This is a genomic window from Enterococcus malodoratus, from assembly GCF_027659535.1.
GTDB lineage: Bacteria > Bacillota > Bacilli > Lactobacillales > Enterococcaceae > Enterococcus_A > Enterococcus_A malodoratus.
Map to the genome: position 1 here is coordinate 41,171 of NZ_JAQDPG010000001.1, position 15,655 is coordinate 56,825.

General features: G+C 42.7%; 13 protein-coding genes and 2 riboswitches. Of the genes, 8 read left to right on the plus strand and 5 right to left on the minus strand.

Annotation, left to right across the window (positions count from 1 at the left end):
* Positions 1 to 25 precede the first annotated feature (25 nt).
* The 4 genes from PGP85_RS00235 to PGP85_RS00250 all read left to right on the plus strand — a co-directional run bounded on the left by PGP85_RS00235 (position 26) and on the right by PGP85_RS00250 (position 5,027).
* Positions 26 to 706 (plus strand): response regulator transcription factor, encoded by a 681-nt coding sequence (locus PGP85_RS00235; RefSeq protein WP_270325502.1) that lies wholly within the window; start codon positions 26 to 28, stop codon positions 704 to 706.
* Positions 699 to 1,688 (plus strand): sensor histidine kinase, encoded by a 990-nt coding sequence (locus PGP85_RS00240; RefSeq protein ID WP_270325503.1) that lies wholly within the window; start codon positions 699 to 701, stop codon positions 1,686 to 1,688. Before PGP85_RS00235 ends, PGP85_RS00240 begins: the two co-directional genes overlap by 8 nt.
* An 82-nt stretch (positions 1,689 to 1,770) precedes the next feature.
* Positions 1,771 to 2,457: an ABC transporter ATP-binding protein gene (locus PGP85_RS00245; protein WP_090402535.1), complete on the plus strand. Its 687-nt coding sequence runs from the start codon at positions 1,771 to 1,773 to the stop codon at positions 2,455 to 2,457.
* Complete coding sequence (locus PGP85_RS00250) at positions 2,454 to 5,027, plus strand: ABC transporter permease (protein ID WP_270325504.1); 2,574 nt, start codon at positions 2,454 to 2,456, stop codon at positions 5,025 to 5,027. Before PGP85_RS00245 ends, PGP85_RS00250 begins: the two co-directional genes overlap by 4 nt.
* 78 nt (positions 5,028 to 5,105) lie before the next feature.
* On the opposite strand, the gene PGP85_RS00255 is transcribed toward PGP85_RS00250, so the two are convergent.
* Together PGP85_RS00255 and PGP85_RS00260 are read right to left on the minus strand one after the other, a co-directional pair.
* A complete protein-coding gene (locus PGP85_RS00255; RefSeq protein WP_034709093.1) occupies positions 5,106 to 5,903 on the minus strand; it encodes an ABC transporter ATP-binding protein in 798 nt (265 codons plus the stop codon).
* 81 nt (positions 5,904 to 5,984) lie between these two features.
* On the minus strand, positions 5,985 to 7,742 hold the full coding sequence (locus PGP85_RS00260; protein ID WP_010741781.1) for an ABC transporter permease subunit: 1,758 nt from the start codon (positions 7,740 to 7,742) through the stop codon (positions 5,985 to 5,987).
* Between the two features lie 56 nt (positions 7,743 to 7,798).
* Positions 7,799 to 7,967: riboswitch (M-box (ykoK) riboswitch) on the minus strand.
* Between the two features lie 337 nt (positions 7,968 to 8,304).
* On the opposite strand from PGP85_RS00260, the gene PGP85_RS00265 reads away from it, so the two are divergent.
* Positions 8,305 to 9,207: a LysR family transcriptional regulator gene (locus PGP85_RS00265; protein WP_010741782.1), complete on the plus strand. Its 903-nt coding sequence runs from the start codon at positions 8,305 to 8,307 to the stop codon at positions 9,205 to 9,207.
* Between the two features lie 66 nt (positions 9,208 to 9,273).
* On the opposite strand, the gene PGP85_RS00270 is transcribed toward PGP85_RS00265, so the two are convergent.
* The gene (locus tag PGP85_RS00270) at positions 9,274 to 10,398 is read right to left on the minus strand and encodes an LCP family protein (RefSeq protein WP_010741783.1); all 1,125 of its coding nucleotides are present in this window, start codon (positions 10,396 to 10,398) and stop codon (positions 9,274 to 9,276) included.
* A gap of 83 nt (positions 10,399 to 10,481) precedes the next feature.
* Positions 10,482 to 10,649, minus strand: a riboswitch (M-box (ykoK) riboswitch).
* A gap of 462 nt (positions 10,650 to 11,111) precedes the next feature.
* Here PGP85_RS00270 and PGP85_RS00275 point away from each other — a divergent pair.
* Positions 11,112 to 12,695: an Nramp family divalent metal transporter gene (locus PGP85_RS00275; RefSeq protein WP_034709095.1), complete on the plus strand. Its 1,584-nt coding sequence runs from the start codon at positions 11,112 to 11,114 to the stop codon at positions 12,693 to 12,695.
* Positions 12,685 to 13,110, plus strand: coding sequence for a universal stress protein (locus PGP85_RS00280; RefSeq protein WP_010741785.1), 426 nt, complete (start codon positions 12,685 to 12,687; stop codon positions 13,108 to 13,110). Before PGP85_RS00275 ends, PGP85_RS00280 begins: the two co-directional genes overlap by 11 nt.
* Positions 13,111 to 13,164: 54 nt before the next feature.
* Here PGP85_RS00280 and PGP85_RS00285 read toward each other — a convergent pair whose 3' ends face one another.
* Positions 13,165 to 13,536 (minus strand): YxeA family protein, encoded by a 372-nt coding sequence (locus tag PGP85_RS00285; protein WP_010741786.1) that lies wholly within the window; start codon positions 13,534 to 13,536, stop codon positions 13,165 to 13,167.
* A gap of 241 nt (positions 13,537 to 13,777) precedes the next feature.
* On the opposite strand from PGP85_RS00285, the gene fsa reads away from it, so the two are divergent.
* Complete coding sequence (gene fsa, locus PGP85_RS00290) at positions 13,778 to 14,428, plus strand: fructose-6-phosphate aldolase (protein WP_010741787.1); 651 nt, start codon at positions 13,778 to 13,780, stop codon at positions 14,426 to 14,428.
* A 36-nt stretch (positions 14,429 to 14,464) separates the two neighbouring features.
* On the opposite strand, the gene PGP85_RS00295 is transcribed toward fsa, so the two are convergent.
* Positions 14,465 to 15,478, minus strand: coding sequence for an LPXTG cell wall anchor domain-containing protein (locus PGP85_RS00295; RefSeq protein WP_010741788.1), 1,014 nt, complete (start codon positions 15,476 to 15,478; stop codon positions 14,465 to 14,467).
* Positions 15,479 to 15,655: the final 177 nt, after the last annotated feature.

Below are 15,655 nucleotides of genomic sequence, written 5' to 3' on the forward strand. Positions count from 1 at the left end.
GTGGAAGAAAGAGGGAGTCGATTCAATGACAGAGATATTTTTAGTAGAAGACGATCAGGTGATCGCCAAAAATTTAATCATCTTACTTCAAGCGGAGGGCTTCGTTGTTACGCATGCCGCCAATATGAATGACGCGTTCGCAAAGGTGCGTGAAAATAAATTTGACCTGGCCTTGGTTGACGTTTCTTTACCCGATGGCAATGGCTTCACGGTTTGTACAGAGATCAAAGCGTTGCAGGAGATTCCGGTCATCTTTTTAACGGCTTCTGCTGATGAATCTAGCGTGGTCACTGGGCTGACGATGGGGGCGGATGATTATATTACCAAACCGTTTCGTCCTAGAGAATTGGTCGCGCGGATCAAAAACGCCTTACGAAAAAGTGGACAGGTACAAAACGCTTTTGAGGTTTTAGGACTGAATGTGGACAGTACAAGCGGGAGCGTGCGAAAAAATGGCAGTGACGTTTTTCTTTCGGCTTTAGAATATCGTTTATTGCTGGTTTTTGTGAATAATCCGAAAAGTATACTGACTCGAGAACGATTATTGGATGAATTATGGGACGCGGCTGGCGAATTTGTCAATGACAATACGTTAACGGTCTATATCAAGCGACTGCGGGAGAAAATTGAGGATGAGCCGGCAAAACCGCAAATTATTCAGACCGTTCGCGGGATAGGCTATCGATTAGGAGGTAGTAATGTTTAGAAATCAAGAGATCCGCAGGCTAGTTTGCGTTTTTGTTGCGGTTTCGCTTATTTTTACAATCATCGGATTTTACTTGAGTTTGCCTTCGGGTATCCTCGTTTTATGTGCCAGTCTGATTTTTGGCGGTATCTTTTTTCTTTCAACGAAAGCACGCTATGAACGAATCGCTCAAATTTCTGATCAAATTGATCTGGTCTTACATAATGAAGAGCATTTATTTATTGAAGAATTGAAGGAGGGCGAGCTGTCGATTTTACAAAGTGAAATCGCAAAAATGACGCTGCGGATTCGCGAGCAGAATGCGGCCTTGCGGAAGGAAAAAGAAAATCTGGCGGATTCGTTAGCGGATATTGCCCACCAGCTGCGGACACCACTAACCTCGGTCAATCTCATCTTGTCTTTAGCGGCTGAGAGCACGGATGAAAGAGAACGTAATATGAGTCTCCGCGAAGTGGAAGCATTGCTTTTACGCATGGATGGCTTAATTACTGCTCTGTTGAAGTTATCTCGTTTGGATGCGGATGTCGTGCAGTTTCAAAATGAGCCGATCAATCTTTTAGCATTGGTCGACGCGGCACTGCAGCCATTTTCCGCTTCTCTTGATTTACATGAAATTCAGACAACGATGGTCATTTCTTCAGACATAACGATTCAAGGTGATTTTATTTGGCTGTCAGAAGCGCTGCAAAATATTTTTAAAAATTGTATCGAGAGTATCGGAAAACAGGGAAAGATCGATATCCAGGGAGTCGAGAATCCCTTATTCATCGAAATCACCATTCATGATACTGGCAAAGGATTCGAAACGGCGGATTTGCATCATGTCTTTGAGCGCTTTTACCGTGGGGAAAATGGCAGTTCAACAGGATTTGGCATCGGGATGTCGCTTAGCCAGTCGATTATTCGGCGCCAAGGCGGGACGCTCGTTGCTAAAAATCATCCAGAGGGCGGTGCGCTTTTTGTCATTCGTTTTCCAAAGTGACGGATCTCTCACTTAGAAGTCACCGTGCTGAAAGGTGAATGTTCTATTCTATAAGTGAACCATAGGGAAGGGGGCTCATAGTATGGAGCTGTTGAAAATCGAACACCTCAGCAAGGTTTATGGCAAAGGGGAGAATCAAGTCGTCGCGCTGGATGATGTGTCGTTGACGATCGAAAAGGGTGAATTTACCGCGATCATCGGCGCGTCGGGTTCTGGGAAATCGACGCTGCTGCATATGATCGGCGGAGTGGATATACCTACCAGTGGAAAAGTATATCTGGATGGACAAGATGTGTATGCGCAGAACAATGAAAAACTAGCGATTTTTCGCCGGCGCCAAGTTGGACTGATCTATCAATTTCACAATTTGATTCCAACGCTAAATGTGGTGGAAAATATCACGCTGCCGGTCTTGATGGACAGGCGTAAAGTGAATCAAGGACGTCTAACTGAATTATTGGAGCTTTTAGGCTTGAGTCAACGAAAGGAGCATTTGCCGAATCAGTTATCCGGCGGGCAGCAGCAGCGGGTTTCAGTTGGTCGGGCACTAATGAATGCACCAGCGGTTTTATTGGCGGATGAACCAACGGGCAGTTTAGATAGTAAAAATGGACACGAAATTATCAATTTGCTGAAATTGAGCAATCGAAAATATGGTCAAACGCTAATCGTTGTGACCCATGATGAGGAGATCGCGCTGCAGGCGGATCGGATCATCGGAATATCCGATGGCCGAGTGACTCGTGACGAGAGGATGATGCAATCATGAACATCTTCAATAAAGTCACACTGCAAAATTTGAAGAAGAATCGCACGCGGACATTGGTGACGATCATCGGTGTTATCCTGTCGACTGCTATGATTACGGCAGTCGCGACGTTCGCTATCTCGCTTCAACAGTATATGGTAAAGGGCTCGGCGCAAAAATACGGAGATTGGCATGTGGAGTTTTTAGCAGCGGATTCGAATTTTGCGAAACAACAAGCACAGAATAAGGCTGTCTTAAAGACAACGTCATTCGCCGATATTGGTTATAGCAAGTTGGCCGGCGGTAAGAATCCAAATAAGCCCTATTTGTTTGTGGCGGGATTCGATCAAACGACCTTTGATACATTACCAATAAAACTGCTTTCCGGCAGATTGCCGAAAAACGGTCATGAGGTAGTGATCCCAGCCCACGTTGCGGCTAACGGCGGAGTGAAATATTCAATCGGAGAAACACTTTCTTTGTCACTTGGGGAACGAGTGTCAGGCAATAAACAACTCAATCAACATGATCCTTACGAAAATCCGAAAAAAAAGCAAGAAACGTTGAGAGAGACGAATCAGAAATCGTATAAAATCGTGGGTATTTGCGAACGACCGGGCTTTGAAGAAAAGACGGCGCCAGGCTATACCTTGCTGACGATCGCAGATCAAGCTGAGAAACGAGGACGACTCAGTGTTTTTGTCACGCTTAAAAATCCGCGAAAAGCTCGTTCCTACGCTAACAGTATCGCCAAGAATCAATCATACACACTTAATGATGATGTTTTACGTTTTATGGGAGCTTCGGATGATCGGGTTTTCAACCTATTACTCTATTCGATCGGGGCCATTTTAGTTGCATTGATCATGTTAGGTTCAGTTTTTCTGATTTACAATTCTTTTACGATCTCATTAAATGAACGGATGCGGCAGTTTGGAATTTTGGCATCGGTTGGCGCAACGCCCAAGCAGCTGCGAAACTCTGTCCTGTTTGAAGGATTTTGTATCGGAGCGGTAGGGATTCCAGTGGGATTATTTGTGGGGATCGGAAGTATAAAAATTGTGATCGCCCTTGTTGCGAAAAATTTCAACAATATTTTATATGCAGATATTCCGCTGGTTTTATCGCTGTCCATTCCTGTGTTGCTTGCGGCGGCCGTCATCAGTCTGATTACGATTATGATTTCAGCGTATATTCCGGCTAGAAAAGCGGCCAATACACCAGTGATGGAAAGTATTCGTCAATCCAACGAAGTGAAGGTATCGGCGCATGAAATCAAGCTAACAAAGTTTTCTGAAGGGCTTCTTGGATTAGAGGGCATGCTGGCTTTAAAAAATTTCAAGCGCAACAAGAAACGTTACCGAACAATTATCTTATCCTTAGCCTTGAGTGTCGTTCTCTTTGTATCGGCACGGGCGTTTGGAAACAACTTGCAGCAATCGGCCAAACAAATGGTGGTCGATTCGGACTATGATATTATTTTGACAAGTTCCGAAATGAAGGAGAGCGAAATGTTTCACCTTTATGATAAGCTTCAAAACGTTACGGGCATTACGGAAAGCTCCTACCAAGCCATTGCCTCCTATACCAGTCCAATAAAAACGAGTGATTTTTCGCCTCGTTATCGTCAATCGGAAAATGATTTAACAATGGAACAGACTACGCGGGCGGTGGATGTTCAATTTATCGAAGACAAAGAATACCTGAAATTTATCAAGGAGCAGAATTTTTTGCCCGTCAAGGAATACACAGGTGACGGGAGCAAACTAATCGCGGTTGCTAAGAAAAGAATCGAGCAGGAAAAAGGCAAAAGCGAACTGATTGATTTGTTTGCGAAAGATAGCATGGAATTATCGATAATTCCAGAAATCGATGGCAAACCTGCACCAAGCCAGCAGAAAACGGTCTCGGTCAAATTTGCCGATACTTATCCATTAGATACGCTGCCGCGGCAACCTGCTGCAAAACAGCCTTACGTGTTTATGCTGATTGCGCCATATGCCATGAAGGCTAAGTTTTCTCCTGCCGGGATTGAGCAAACGATGGGACTAACTTTTCTGTCAAAACAGCCCGCGCGTTCAACGGCGACTATAAGAAAAATCATTGAACAGGAGGGAGTTACAGCCTCCTATGATCTCTACAATCTCCATGAAATATTTGAACAAAATCGCAATACTATTTTTGTGGTGAATATTTTCAGCTATGTTTTTGTCGCGATGATCTCATTGATTGCGATCGCGAATGTATTTAACACAATTTCGACCAATATTCAGTTGCGGCGGCGAGAACTGGCGATGCTGCGCTCGGTGGGAATGACTGATCGTGAGTTTAATAAAATGATGATGATCGAATGTGCCTTTTACGGTTCGCGTTCATTGTTGTGGGGCGTACCAATCGCGGGCATTATTTCGTGGCTGATTTATAAAGGGATGACAAAGGGTGGTGCGGAAATCGCGTTCCAATTTCCTTGGAGCAGTATTTTGATCAGCATCCTAGGCGTATTCTTAATTGTAGTAATCACAATGCTTTATGCAGTAAACAAGATCAAAAAAGAAAATATTATTGACGCGCTGCGGGATGATTTGACCTGATAGACGCAATAAAAAAATCAAGTGTGATAGCCGCACTTGAATTTTTTTTGCTTTAAAAACAAACCAGATATACTCGGATTATCTATGCCGCAGGTTGTTAATCTTCATTCGCCGGATCATTTCTGTGGTAATTTGTTCTACGATGTTGATCGTTGTTTTGGGTGATCGTTGGCTTCTTGGAATATCGATTTGATAGATTTGCGCCACACGGCCAGGATTTGAGTCCATTAAGACGACACGATCGGAAAGCTGAACAGCCTGTTGGACATCATGAGTGATCATGACAATCGACTTCGTGGCAATTTGATTGCCAAGCCAAATTTTCAATAGATCATTGGATAATTGACTAGAGGTAATGATGTCCAGTGCTGAGAAAGGTTCATCCAGCAATAACAGGCTAGGCTCAATGGCCAAGGCACGGGCGAAGCCGACTCGCTGCTTCATGCCGCCGGAGAGCTCGCGGGGATAAGCCTTCTCAAAGCCGGTGAGTCCAATCATGTCGATCAGATTACTTACACGTTTTCCCATTTGCTCACGTGAGATATCGTCGCGATTTTCCAGTCCAAAGCTGATATTCTTTTCTACAGTTAACCATGGAAATAAGGCGAAATGCTGGAATACCATGCTGATGTTGGCGTCTGGTTCGGTAATGGTTTTATTTTCAAATGTAATTTCGCCTTTGGTTGGTTGAAGCAGTCCGGCAATACTTCTTAGCAGGGTTGATTTTCCTGTCCCTGATTGTCCGATAATACTCAGAAATTCGTTGTTTTTAACGGTCAAGTCGACATTTTCCAGTACCTTTAAATGTTCCTTATGTCCTTCAATTTCAAATTCTTTGCAGACTGATTTGACGTTTAATAATTCGTTATTTTCCATTCTTCTATTTTGTATAGCTGAAGCAATCGGCTTCAACCTACTTCTCCTTTCGTTTGAACGCTTATTAAATTTTGATGCGTTTTAATAATGAAATTTTTCTTTAGCCACTCGATATAGGGGCTGCCAGATGAAGGCAATGCAGAGGCCTACCATAAAGCACATCGCCAATGTTCCAAGAGCAGACTTGTCTTTGATGCCGTCATTGACGGAAATATAGTGGCCCAATCCTGTGACATCGATCGATTTCTTTCCCCATTGAATACTTTCAGCCGCAATGTCGGCATTCCAAGCAGCTCCAGCAGCATTGATAATCGCAGTGATGATGTAGGGCAAAATGGAGGGAATAAGGTATTTTACCCACCATTGCCATTTAGATAATTTAAAAATTTTCGTGACATCTCGAATATCGTCCGGGATCGCTAAGTAACCAGCGATAACATTGAAGAAGTAGTACCATTGACAGCCAACCATAATCAAGGGCAACAGCCACCATTCCAATCTATTGAAGCCCATGCTGATAAAAATAACGATAAAGGGCGTGTAGACATTAGATGGAATCGATCCTAGGATTTGACCGATTGGCTGAACAAAGTTTAAGCGGCGATTGTCACTCGCTACCCAAATCGCTAAAGGCGTAAAGATCAATCCGGCAACAATCATCGCCAATGTAACCCGTAAAGTAGTATACAGCGTCAATTTCGGGATCATCCCAAAATCTTGATGGGGCAAGAAATGATAGAGCTTGATGGCATAAACGATCACTAAGATGGCCAGACCGACGTACCACAGAGTTTTAAAGAAATTACGAAACCTCGCCACTAGCTTATAGAGCCGATCCAGCTTTAAGAAATACCAAATTTTCGGCAGTTTATAGATCCAAAAGTGACTGAAGGCCGAGAAAAAACGGGAGCAGCGTTTGGTTAATGTCGCCTCTTTGAGCACTCGATAAATAATAGATTTTGGCGGAACAGAGCTTTCGACATCGGTCTCATACTTAAAATAATAGGTTGCGCGAACTAACGGCTGAAAGACTAAGAAGTTGAGAATCACAACATTCAGCAGCAGTGCCAAGACAGCCCATAGACAGGCCTTAAAATCGGCACGATCCAATGCAATCTGAATGTACGAGCCGATTCCAGGTAAGAAAAGTGTCGTGTCTTTCGGAATAGCCACGGAGGCCTGCTCACTGGCGACTAAGGCGAACCAAGCCGCTGTTTGAGAAATAATCACGTTCCACAGCAGTCCTGGAATCGCGTAAACAAACTCTAAGCGCCAAAATTTTTCCCAAGGGTTGTATTTGAATTGATCCGTGACATTGGACAAGTCAGAGGGGATGACCTCCATGATTTGGTAGAGGGTCAACATAATATTCCAAGCTTGTCCGGTGAAAATCGCAAAGATCGCGACACATTCCGCGCCTAGTACGTTTCCGGGGAAAAGCCCCAACAGCCAAGCGGTGGTGAAGGTCAAGAAGCCCAGCAGCGGCACGGATTCTAAAAAGTTGACCATGGGCAAAATGATTCGTCGAGCAGTTTTGTATCTCACTGCCAGTACGCCGAACACAAATGAAAAGAGAAAGGACCAAAACATCCCGACAATCATTCGAAACATTGTCCGAATGGAAAAGTAAACTAAGTTCGAAGCAGCAAGAAAATCGTGGGTTTTACTTGCTGTTGCTAAAAAGTCTTCTGAGGGCAGTGAATGGAGCGGTCGATTCATTTTTATCAAAGAGAAGATCAAGATGAATGCAAACAACACTACGATCACTAAGAATGTAAGATTTCCGATCCCTTTCTTTAGTGTGCTGTTTTCTTTGGATGGTGCGCGTAAAACGTTCAATGGAAAAACCTCCTAAAAAATCATATTAAGGAGGTCGCCGAATAAACAGTTTTATCAGGAAATCACGTTAATTGAGCTTTGGCTTTCTGAGACGTAAGAAAAGATCTTCTAGTTATCTTAGGAAAGCCTTAATTCGACAATCCCTGCTTTACTCGTTACTGTCTCTCGACATTTCCGAGCGATAACCTATGTTCTTCAGAGTAACCTCACCTAATATGATTTTTATTTTATTGTGCACACCCATCATACTCGTGAAGGGGGAGAAAGCAATTGCCTTAAAGCGGCCGGCTGATTTCTCGAAAGGGAGAGTCAGTATAAATAAAGGCTTTCTGCGACTTTTCGCTTTTTGGATAATCGCTTTCCAGATTATTGGAACGGGCAGCTATTGATGCGTTCAATCAATGATCCTGTTTTTCGTTCAAAAAGTTATTAAAAAAATATCAATCAATCGTTAATCGCTGTTAAAGAACTTCTGTTATCAAATGTTTTTCCTTGATTATTTGGGGTGAGTAAGAGCAAAATTAGGTTGACCTAAAATATTGCGTGCTTGGAAGTGAAAAAAATGTCAATTGAAAAATTAGAGTATTTCTACCTTATCGCTAAATACAACAGCCTTTCTAAAGCTTCTCAGGAGCTGTATGTAGGCATTTCCTCATTAAGTTCGGCACTGAAAAGTCTTGAAAATGAACTTGGCTACGATTTATTTCTTCGCCATGGGAAGAAATTGGTATTAAGTGAAGAGGGAGAAAAAATCCTGCCGTTTGTTAAACGGATTATTGAGGAGGCCAAGAAAATTCATTTTCCGCTCTATCAAATGATTGATCGGCCTTCCTTTAAAGTAGGAATCAGCGAATCAGTTTTGATATTCGAAGCGGGGGAGTGTGCTTGCAGGGATGAATCCTACACAATCAACTATATTAATGCGGCTCCGCTAGAGCTGTTTAATCAGTTAAAGCAAAAGGAAGTCGATCTGGTAATCACCAGCAGTGTGGTGGAGGACCCACAATTTGAACGAACGTCTTTGATCCGTTCAAAAATGGTCTTGGCCGCCAATGCCTCCCTAGTGAAAAATGAACTGAAGCAGGCAACCGCCGAAGATTTAGAAAAAATGCCTTTTATTGTCTTAACAGATCATTTAGGGCATCGGCAGCTAACTCAACGAACAGCGAACTTTTTCAATATTGCACCTGATTATCTTTATTGCCATGACAGCTTAGGGATTCATAAATGGCTGAAGGAGAAAAAAGGGGTTTTTGTGATCCATGCGATTGAAAAGGAGCTGTTAGCCAGCGAGTCGATTCATTTTCTGGCTTTACCTAGCGCCTTAAGCCTGGAATTCTATTTATATAAAAATAAAACCAGTCATCATGCTTTTGATATTGAGGCGGTCGAAAATGACCTAAAACGGATTTTCAAAGAGATAGAAATTAAAGGGAATGGCCGACCGGCCCTAAGCAGCCAATAATTTTAAACAATAAAAACAGCGTATGAGTGTCTCCGTCAGAGAACTTATACGCTGTTTTCGTCGTTATCAAGGGACAAACCCATTTTTAGTTTTAACAGTAGGCAGCGCACCGGTTTCTGTATTATCTGGTGTGCCGATGTAGGTATTGCCGTTGAGGGAGGTAGATTCCTTGTCTTCGGCCGCTTCATCTTGAACAGAGTAGTCGCTTTGATAGAGATAGTCGCCGTCGGTATGGAAGACAAAACCTTTTTTGTCTTGTTCATTTTTTTTGTCAATCCCGAGACTCACTCTCAGTTCGTGGCTTACATAATCGATGCTATCTGGATACAGCTCCACCATGCTGCGACCTTGGTTGCTGAAGGTTCGCCAATCAAAAGTGAGACGCTGCTTTTCGTAGTCACTGTAAACCAAGCCGTTTTTCATCAGCGCCAGCAGCTGATCGGTGGTAATGTCTGTTTGGATATTGTTATTAAAGGAATCAATGATACCTGTAAGATTTTTGACGGCTTCTTTGGATTTTAATTTATTTCCGACGGATTGGATGATTTCCTGCTGGCGGAATCCGCGCATGATATCGTTATCGCTGTGGCGTTCCCGCGCATAAGACAGGGCCTTTGTCCCGTCGACATGTTGTTTTCCTTCGTCAAAGTGAATCGCGCCCGGGCCGTCCTTCGTCACACCGTCAAAAGAATGCTGGACATCAATATCGATTCCGCCGATCGCATCAATGAACTTAATGAAGGATAAGAAATTGAACACGCAATAATGATCAATCGGAATGTTCAATAATTTTTCTACCGTATTGATAGAAGCGGTCGGTCCGTCAAAGGTGTACGCCGCCTCAATCCGCTGGTTGCCGTGATAATTTTTTGAATCAATCGGCACAAAGCTGTCTCGAGGCAGACTGCAGAAGGTAATCTTTTTGGTCTTATTATTGAGCGTGACGACCATCATGGCGTCAGTCCGCGTGGTACCCAGCTTTCTTTCGATCGTATTGTCCAAACCCATGATCAAAAAGGCTTCAGTATCCTTTTTGTTCTTAGTGTGATACTCATTTTTTATAGGATGATAGCCGTTATCCAGCGTTTTCCTTAAATGCTGGTTGGCGAGTAAAAAATAGGCGGAAACAGAAATGGTGCACATTAAAATCGCTGTGAGACAAAGTAAAATAATCTTTTGCGCTCGTTTCATGATAAGACTTCCTTTCGATATAAAACGGATTTGTATTAACAAAAAGGATAGCCCTCTTACATACAATAAGAAGGCTATCCTTTCGTGTCCTCTCATCGTCTGAGTTTTAGCACTATACAACGTAAAGAAGATCCTTAGCTATATTTAGAAAAGCCTTAATTCGACAGTTCCTGTTTTACACATTGGCATCTTTCGATGTTTCTGCGCAATAGCATATGTTTGTATAGAAGCCTCACCTAACAAGGTATTTGCTGCTGTTAACTGAGTATATAATAACGGTATTGGATAAAAGAAAATAGTTGGATACTTTTTCTTAACAATATATTTAAAATTGAAATTACTAAACAAACATTGTTGAATAGGCGAAAAGGCTTTACGAAAAAAACGAAAAGAGCGTATTAAAAGAACGCTTTTCATATTTTTGTTTTTTAAAAATAACTATTTTAAGGTAATTGAAGCTGCTACTGACCCAATAAGTAGTAAGGCCAGAAAAGAAACGAGGGGACATTAGGGAAAAATTTTATGATTGAGAAAGGAACATTCTGACATAACACTTTCAGTTCAAAAAAAGTCAAAGCTGGGGTCTTTTAGGCACCACTGCTTATTGCGAAAAAAGGTTATCTGCGATATTTTAGGTTTGCCTAAAATAATTATAAGAGCTTTTTTTGAAAGAAGGAATTTGATTGAATGATCCGCATCCAAACAAAAGAAAGGTGACGCACACGAAGCATCACTTAGTAGAATATGCAAACGGACCGTCACTGGAAGAAATCAACGGAACTATCGAGGTTCCCAAAAATATGGGCTTCTGGAAAACTCTATTCGCTTATTCAGGCCCTGGGGCATTAGTTGCCGTTGGCTATATGGACCCGGGAAATTGGTCAACCTCGATTACCGGGGGACAGAATTTTCAATACCTGCTGATGTCGATCATCCTCATGTCTAGTTTGATCGCCATGCTGCTGCAATATATGTCAGCCAAATTAGGAATCGTGTCTCAAATGGATTTGGCTCAGGCGATTCGAGCGAGAACCAGCAAATCATTGGGCGTCGTTCTGTGGATTTTAACGGAGCTGGCGATCATGGCAACGGATATCGCTGAAGTAATCGGGGGAGCCATCGCTCTTTACCTTTTGTTCCATATTCCCTTATTCATCGCGGTGTTCATTACCGTTTTTGATGTCCTGCTGCTGCTTTTATTGACTAAAATCGGATTTAGAAAAATCGAAGCAATCGTCGTAGCATTGATTGTCGTCATTTTTATTATTTTCGCCTATCAAGTAGCACTGTCAAAACCGGCTTGGAACGAGGTTATCAAAGGACTGGTGCCAAGTGCTGAGGCATTTTCAACGAGTCACCCCGTCGCTGGACAAACACCCTTGACCGGCGCATTGGGAATTATCGGAGCAACCGTGATGCCGCACAATCTTTACTTGCATTCTTCGATAGTACAAAGTCGAAAAATCAATCACAACGATCCGGAAGATATTGCGCGGACCTTGCGCTTTTCAAAATGGGATTCGAATATTCAGTTGACAATGGCCTTTTTTGTCAATTCTCTGCTCTTAATTATGGGAGTGGCGGTTTTCAAAACAGGCAGTGTCGCAGACCCGTCATTTTTCGGTCTGTTCAAGGCTTTATCAGATCCTACTGTAATGAACAACTCCATCTTGGCCCACGTAGCAAGTTCAGGTATTTTGTCGATTCTTTTCGCGATTGCTTTATTGGCTTCGGGACAAAATTCAACGATTACCGGGACACTTACGGGGCAAATCATTATGGAAGGCTTCGTTCATATGCGGGTGCCAATCTGGTTGCGGCGGTTGGTCACCCGACTCCTGTCAGTTATCCCTGTATTGATCTGTGTGTTGATGACCAGTGGGAAAAGCGACGTAGAGGAGCATATCGCGATCAATAATTTGATGAACAACTCGCAAGTCTTTCTGGCTTTTGCCTTGCCATTCTCGATGCTGCCGCTGCTGATGTTTACCGATAGTCGGATTGAGATGGGCGAGCGTTTCAAAAACTCTTGGCTGATAAAACTCTTGGGCTGGCTCTCAGTTTTAGGCCTGATCTTTTTGAATATGAAGGGCTTGCCGAATCAAATTGAAGGATTCTTTGGCGATGCAGCGACGACGAGCCAGCTTCAATTCGCTGATAATCTGTCGTATGGAATCATTGTCCTGGTTCTGCTCGTTCTAATTTGGACCATTATTGAGCTGTACAAGGGAGACAAACGCTATGCCCAGCAACTGAAAACGACTAGAGCAGAAGGGAAGAGTGAAGATGAATTTTAAGAAAATTATGGTTGGTGTAGACGATAGTCCAGATGCACTAAAGGCATTTCGTTATGCCATCCAAGAGGCGCGTCAGGCGATGGCTGAATTGATTATTGTTTCTATATTAGAGGAAAAAAATATCAATGTGTATCAATCCTTGGATAAGAATTATTGGGAAAAGGAAATGAATGAGTTGAGAGAGCGAAGCGAGAAGTACAAACAGGAAGCGCTCGCCTCTGGGGTCGTTCGTGTTACCACAATCGTCAATGAAGGCAATCCGGGGGAATTGATTGTCAATAAATTTATTCCGATAAACCAGCCAGATCTGCTGGTCATCGGAGCGAAATCGACGAGCAGAATAAGAGATTTTTTCGGAAGCCAAGCTGCTTATATGGCGAGATACGCCAAAATATCGACGATTATTATCCGCTGATTTTTAAAAAAGATTCGCCTGTCAGAGCTGACGGGCGAATCTTTTTCGTTTCTATTAACGCGGATCAATTACTTTTAATGCTTTCTCTGGGACTTGGTCACGCCGGATTTCTTCATAGGTTTCAATGTGAGCCCCTTTATTAATGAGCTTCAAGTAACGATTAGTCTGGAGTTCGGACATCCCGTCAAATTGCACGGTTCGTGTTTTGCCGTCCTTGTTTGCCGCAATTTGCTGATAGCTGGCAGCCCCATGGATATCCACCGATTGGGGCTTCGTTGTTTTCACATAGATTTCGCTTTTCGGAACTAAAGGATTAAGTTGATCCAAAACCCCGGCGACCTCACTGGTTGAATGTTTAGAATAAAGCATGGTACCGAATAATAAAATGAGGGCTCCGATAAGGACACCAAGTATTTTTTTGATCATAACTCTTTTTCTTCCTTTCACCTTTGATACCTTTAGCTTACCAATGATGAAGGTATCAAAAATCGGGCGAGGGACCTATCTGCGACTAACAAAACTGTCACACAGTCGGCGGCGGAGATTGAAGAAACTGCCGGGAGTGAGTATACTTATACAATAGTAGGAAAGTCATTTATAGGCAGACAAGTCAGACAGGTGCAATCGGTGTTGCAGGCGATGGAACAAGTGATTATAGGAGGAAATTATGAAATTTTTTCTAGACACAGCGAATATTGAAGAAATCGAACGAATCAATCAGCTTGGCTTAGTGGATGGTGTAACGACAAATCCCACGATTATCGCAAAAGAGGGCAAAGATTTTGAATCCGTTATCAAAGAAATTTGTGCGTTGGTAGATGGGCCGGTCAGTGCAGAAGTCACCTCGTTAGATAGTGATGGGATGATTCGTGAAGCGCGGGAGATCAATCAATGGGCCGCCAATATCGTGGTGAAGATCCCGATGACAGAGGCCGGACTAAAAGCCGTTCACACAATTTCTAAAGAAGGAATCAAAACCAATGTCACCTTGATTTTTTCGGTAGCTCAAGGGTTGATGGCCGCAAAAGCTGGGGCGACGTATGTCAGTCCGTTCTTAGGGCGGCTGGATGATATTGCCTCTGACGGGATTCAATTGGTGAGTGATCTAAGAGAAATTTTTGATATCTATGACTTTAAAACTGAAATCATTGCGGCAAGTGTTCGCAATCTTGGGCATGTCGAAGCCTCTGCATTAGCGGGTTCAGATATCGCTACGATCCCAGGAAATCTATTCGAGAAATTATGGAGCCATCCATTGACGACGAATGGGATCGCCCAATTCGAAGCCGATTGGCATGCCTACCAAGCAAAACAATAAAAAATCAGTGAGCAGATTTTTGCTCACTGATTTTTTTTATTTTTTACGATTTCGACGAACCATGATAAAGGCAATTAGAGCTAAGATAATGACGCCAGCCACCGTTAACCAGGTTCTTCTTTGTTCACCGGTTTTTGGTAGGAAGCTAGAACCGCTGTTGTCTTTTTTATCGTTTTTAGCCGGGGCGTTGTTCTCAGCGCTTTTTGTCGTTGAGGCTGTTGATTCTTCGGTTGTCGAAGTATCTGTTGTACTTGAACTTGTCGTTCCAGCCCGAACAGCATCATCTTTCGCATACCGCGCGATCCAAGCAATAATCCCAGGGAAAAAGTTTCCTTGCGTTCCAATCATTTGTTCTTGAAGCGGTGAAATGTGTTTTAGGACATTTGTTAACTCCTGATTGCTCATTTGACGAATCGGCATAAAGGAGCTATTGCTAGGGTACAGTGCCGCTAAGTATGCCTGCAAGCTGTCAAGTTGATCAATCATTTCAAGAGCATTGGTGTAATTATTTGGATTGTAATTTAAAATATTTTCGATTTTACTCCAAGATAGCGTGTTGTCTTTATAAAGTGCCTGTAAGATTCGAGCATAACCGCCGACATCCAAGCCGTAGGTATCTGCGCTGATTCGTTGGCACAAATTCATTGCATTCAATAATTGCTGGTCAGAATAACCGTCAACTTCGCTTGATGAAATTAAACTTTTCATTGATTCGTCTTTCAACATTTCGCGAATTTTTTCAGGATCTTGCTCGTTGCCGACAGGATCGTTACTCTTTTTCACGCCAGTCTCTTTTTCAATTTGCTCAACCGTTTTATCTTTGGCTTTCTGAATATCTTTAACTTCGCTGTTATCAGCAGGCGCGGCTGAGGTTGATTCAGTAGTCACACTAGAGTCAACAGTTCCGTTGTCACTGCTTGCTTCAACGGGAGTCGTCTGTTCGGTTGCGGCTACAGGGGAATTCTCTGCTGGAGCCGAATTCTCAGTTTCAGCATTCGCGCTGATGGGGAATAGAATGAATAGCGATAAAGCAAATAGTAATTTTTTCAAAAATCTCACTCCTTAGTCAATGTTGTGAATGTCCTTCATGCCGTGTCTCATCCAACGAGATCTTTCAAACAATTTGTCGATAAGAACTTTTTATACCTCCAATTATTTCAAGCTGCAATGAGTTAAACAGGCAATTTAATCTTTTCGTAACATTATTGTAACATAAGAAATGTATCT

Excerpts from the sequence above, each read along its gene's own strand:
- PGP85_RS00235 (WP_270325502.1), top strand. The coding sequence starts at position 26 with ATGACAGAGATATTTTTAGTAGAAGACGATCAGGTGATCGCCAAAAAT.
- PGP85_RS00240 (WP_270325503.1), top strand. The coding sequence starts at position 699 with ATGTTTAGAAATCAAGAGATCCGCAGGCTAGTTTGCGTTTTTGTTGCG.
- PGP85_RS00245 (WP_090402535.1), top strand. The coding sequence starts at position 1,771 with ATGGAGCTGTTGAAAATCGAACACCTCAGCAAGGTTTATGGCAAAGGG.
- PGP85_RS00250 (WP_270325504.1), top strand. The coding sequence starts at position 2,454 with ATGAACATCTTCAATAAAGTCACACTGCAAAATTTGAAGAAGAATCGC.
- PGP85_RS00255 (WP_034709093.1), bottom strand. The coding sequence starts at position 5,903 with ATGGAAAATAACGAATTATTAAACGTCAAATCAGTCTGCAAAGAATTT.
- PGP85_RS00265 (WP_010741782.1), top strand. The coding sequence starts at position 8,305 with ATGTCAATTGAAAAATTAGAGTATTTCTACCTTATCGCTAAATACAAC.
- PGP85_RS00270 (WP_010741783.1), bottom strand. The coding sequence starts at position 10,398 with ATGAAACGAGCGCAAAAGATTATTTTACTTTGTCTCACAGCGATTTTA.
- PGP85_RS00280 (WP_010741785.1), top strand. The coding sequence starts at position 12,685 with ATGAATTTTAAGAAAATTATGGTTGGTGTAGACGATAGTCCAGATGCA.
- PGP85_RS00285 (WP_010741786.1), bottom strand. The coding sequence starts at position 13,536 with ATGATCAAAAAAATACTTGGTGTCCTTATCGGAGCCCTCATTTTATTA.
- fsa (WP_010741787.1), top strand. The coding sequence starts at position 13,778 with ATGAAATTTTTTCTAGACACAGCGAATATTGAAGAAATCGAACGAATC.